At 75.9% G+C, this 3,342-nt stretch carries 2 protein-coding genes; one reads left to right on the forward strand and one right to left on the reverse strand.

Features of this window, described 5'->3' with window-relative positions:
- Positions 1–1,251 (forward strand): ABC transporter substrate-binding protein (locus JWP64_RS11595; RefSeq protein ID WP_297495737.1); only part of this gene is annotated, 1,251 nt, incomplete at its 5' end.
- A 60-nt stretch (positions 1,252–1,311) separates the two neighbouring features.
- Here JWP64_RS11595 and JWP64_RS11600 read toward each other — a convergent pair.
- The coding region (locus JWP64_RS11600) for an acyl-CoA dehydrogenase family protein (RefSeq protein ID WP_297495739.1) at positions 1,312–3,342 on the reverse strand (2,031 nt) is incomplete at its 5' end.

A 3,342-nucleotide genomic window follows, 5' to 3' on the forward strand; every position in this document is an offset into this window, starting at 1 on the left:
CTGCGCGACGACGCCGTGTTCCACGACGGCACGCCGGTCGACGCCACGGCGGTGCGGGACACCCTGCGGCGGGCGGCCACGCTGCCGGGCTCCACAGTCGCGGGTGACCTGCGGGCCGTCCAGGACGTCCAGGCGCCCGATCCGCGCACGGTGGTGCTCTCCCTGTCCCGGCCCGCCACCGACGTCCTGTTCACCCTCGCGACGTCGGTCGGGTCCGTGCTCAGCCCGGCCGCGCTGCGCGGCGAGGTCGACCCGGCCACGACCGACGCCGGGTCGAGGCCGTACCGGCTCGGCGAGCTGAAGCTCGGTGACCGGGTGGTCTACGAGCGGGCGGAGAGGTACTGGGACCCGGCGGCCCAGCAGTCGTCCCGCATCGAGATCCTCGGCATCCCGGACGACAACGCCCGGCTCAACGCCCTCCGCAGCGGGCAGGTCGACGCGATCATGGCCAAGGTGACGCAGCAGGAGCAGGCCGAGCAGCTGGCCGCGGACGGGCGTTTCACCGTGGTCACCGAACGGCCCACGTCGTGGTACGCGATGTATCTCGACACGGCGCTCGCCCCGCTCGACGACGTGCGCGTGCGGCGGGCGCTCAACTACGCCGTCGACCGGGAGGCGATCGACGCGGCGGTGTTCGACGGCAACTGCGCGCCCACCTCCCAGCCGCTGCAGGAGGGCGTCGTCGGGCACTCGCCGGCGGTCGGCTACACCCACGACCGGCAGCGCGCCCGGGAGCTCCTGGCCGAGGCGGGTCTCGGTGGCGGGGTCACGCTGACCGCGGTGACGAGCGGGGTGTCCGCCTCCCAGCTGGCCCTCGCGCAGGTGCTGCAGGCCCAGCTGGGCGAGGTCGGTATCCGGCTCGACGTGCGGGGGATGGACTTCACCCAGGCCGTGGCGGACTTCCGGGACCGCAAGGCACACGGGTTCATCGGCTCGCACCCGGGCGTCGCGGACCCCGGGATGACGGTGTCGGACGCCTACCTGTCCGCCTTCTTCCCCGGGCCGCTGCCGGAGGGCTACGAGGACCTCCTCGCCCGCGCGGCCGACTCCACCAAACCGGCCGACGAGCGGCGGGCCCTGCTCGAGGCGGCCTCGGCGACCGCGTCGGAACATGCGCTGGACCTCTATCTGTGCGGCTACTCGGCGAGCTTCGTGTCCACCCCGGACATCACCGGCTTCGACGCCATGACCGCTCCCGACCAGGGCGGGCCCTTCGACCTGCGGTACGTGGGCCGGGCCGAGGCGCCCTGAACGCCGACCGGCGCCGGCCCCTGGGGAACCGGCGCCGGTCGATCGATCGGTCGGTGTCGGTCAGCGGGGCATGCCCAGGACCCGTTCGGCCAGGATGTTGCGCATGATCTCGGTGGTGCCGCCGCCAATGGTGGAGGCCCGGGAGAGCAGGTAGCCGTGCCGCGCGCGGGCCGCGGAGGGCGCCGCGGCCGCGTCGGCGCCCAGCGCGGCGAGGTGCGTCTCGCCGATGTGCTGGGACGCCGCCGACCAGGCCAGCTTGATCACCGAGTGCTCGGGGCCGGGGGAGCCGCCGTCGGCGATCCGGCCGAGCGCGCGGCGGCCCAGCAGGCCGAGCAGGCGGGCCTCGACGAGCCGGTCCGTCAGGTCCAGCCGGATCCCGGGCGCGAGGTCCCGGTCCGCCAGCCCGGCGACGACGTCGAGGACGTCCTGCTCCAGGCGGCTCGCCATCATGATCACGCCGGCCCGCTCGAAGGCGAGCGTGGTCATCGTGACCGTCCAGCCCTTGTGCAGCGGGCCCAGCAGCGCCGAGTACGGGACCCGGACATCGTCGAAGAACAGCTCGGCGAAGCCGCCGTCGCCGGTGATCTGGGTGATCGGGCGGCGGGTGATGCCGGGCAGGTCCAGCGGGACCAGCAGCGCGGAGATTCCCTTGTGGGCCGGGGCGTCGGGGTCGGCGCGGACGAGCAGCAGGCAATGGTCGGCCTCCATGCCCTCCGACGTCCACACCTTCTGCCCGGAGATCACGAACTCCGCGTCCGGGCCGTCGCCGTCGAGCACGGCGCGGGTGCGCAGCGAGGCGAGGTCGCTGCCGGAGCCCGGCTCGGAGAAGCCCTGGCACCAGACCTCGGTGCCCGCCTGGATGGCCGCGAGGTGGCGCTGCTGCTCCGGGGTCCCGTAGTGCATGAGCGTGGGGGCGACGTTGTTGACGCCGAGGACCCCGGCCAGCGCGGGGGCGCGGTGCGCGGCGAGCACCTCGTCGCAGGCCACCTGGTCCACGATGCCGAGCCCCCGGCCGCCGAACTGCCCCGCCCAGTGCGGGGCGATCCAGCCCGCCCCGTGCAGGGTCCGCTGCCAGTCCAGGCGGGCGGCGAACGAGTCGTCGTCGCCCCACTTCTGCTTGTGGCCCGGCAGCAGCTCCCGGACCTGCGCGTCCAGCTCGGCCGCGGGCCCGGTGAGGGCCGGAGCCGGGGCCGCGGTGCGGACCGTCGTCGGGTCCAGCTGCGTCCGGTGGGCCTCCGCGCCGCCGAACAGGGCGGCCGCCGCCCCCGAGCGGCGGAAGTACAGGTGCGCCTCGTGCTCCCAGGTGAAGCCGATGCCGCCCAGGACCTGGATGTACCCGTTGGACGCCTCGTGCGCCGCGGCCCCGGCCCGGACCAGGGCGAGCGCGACGGCGTCGTCCAGGACGTCCGGGTCGCCATCCGGTCCGGAGTCGAGCAGGGCGGCGGCGTGCCGGGCCGCGGCCCGGGTGAGCTCGAGGCTCGCGAGGATGTCCGCACAGCGGTGCTTCACCGCCTGGAAGGCGCCGATCGGCCGGCCGAACTGCTCGCGCTCCGCGGCGTAGGCCACCGAGCCGTCGAGGCAGTGCGCGACCAGGCCGACCAGCTCGTTCGCGAGCGCGGTGCCGGCGGCGGCGCGTCCCCGCCGGGCGGCCGCCAGGGCCTCGTCCCCGCGGGCGAGCACGGTGACCGGGGCGTCGGCGAGCTCGAGCGTCGCGACGGGCCGGGTCAGGTCCAGGCTCGTGTGCCGCCGGAGGGCGACGGCGGAGTCCTCGGTGGCGGCCAGCGCGAGGACGGGCCCGTCCGGGGCGTCCGCGAGCAGCAGGACGACGTCGGCCTCGGGGGAGAGCAGGGACTCCGCGCGGCCCGAGACCCGGGAGCCGGACCAGGCGAAGCCGGCCCCGGCCGCGGTCCAGGTCGTGGTGGCCAGGGTGGCCCCGGACGCGATCGCCGCCCGGGTCTCCGCGACGCCGTCGAGTCCCTCCAGCGCGCCCAGCGCGCCGGCGGCCCCGATCGACGGGACGGCCGCGAGCGCACCGCCCACGGTCTCCAGCGCGACGGCCAGGTCCGCCCAGCGCCCGCCCGAGCCGCCCTC

The sequence above is a fragment of the Pseudonocardia sp. genome, assembly GCF_025465255.1.
Classification (GTDB): domain Bacteria; phylum Actinomycetota; class Actinomycetes; order Mycobacteriales; family Pseudonocardiaceae; genus Pseudonocardia.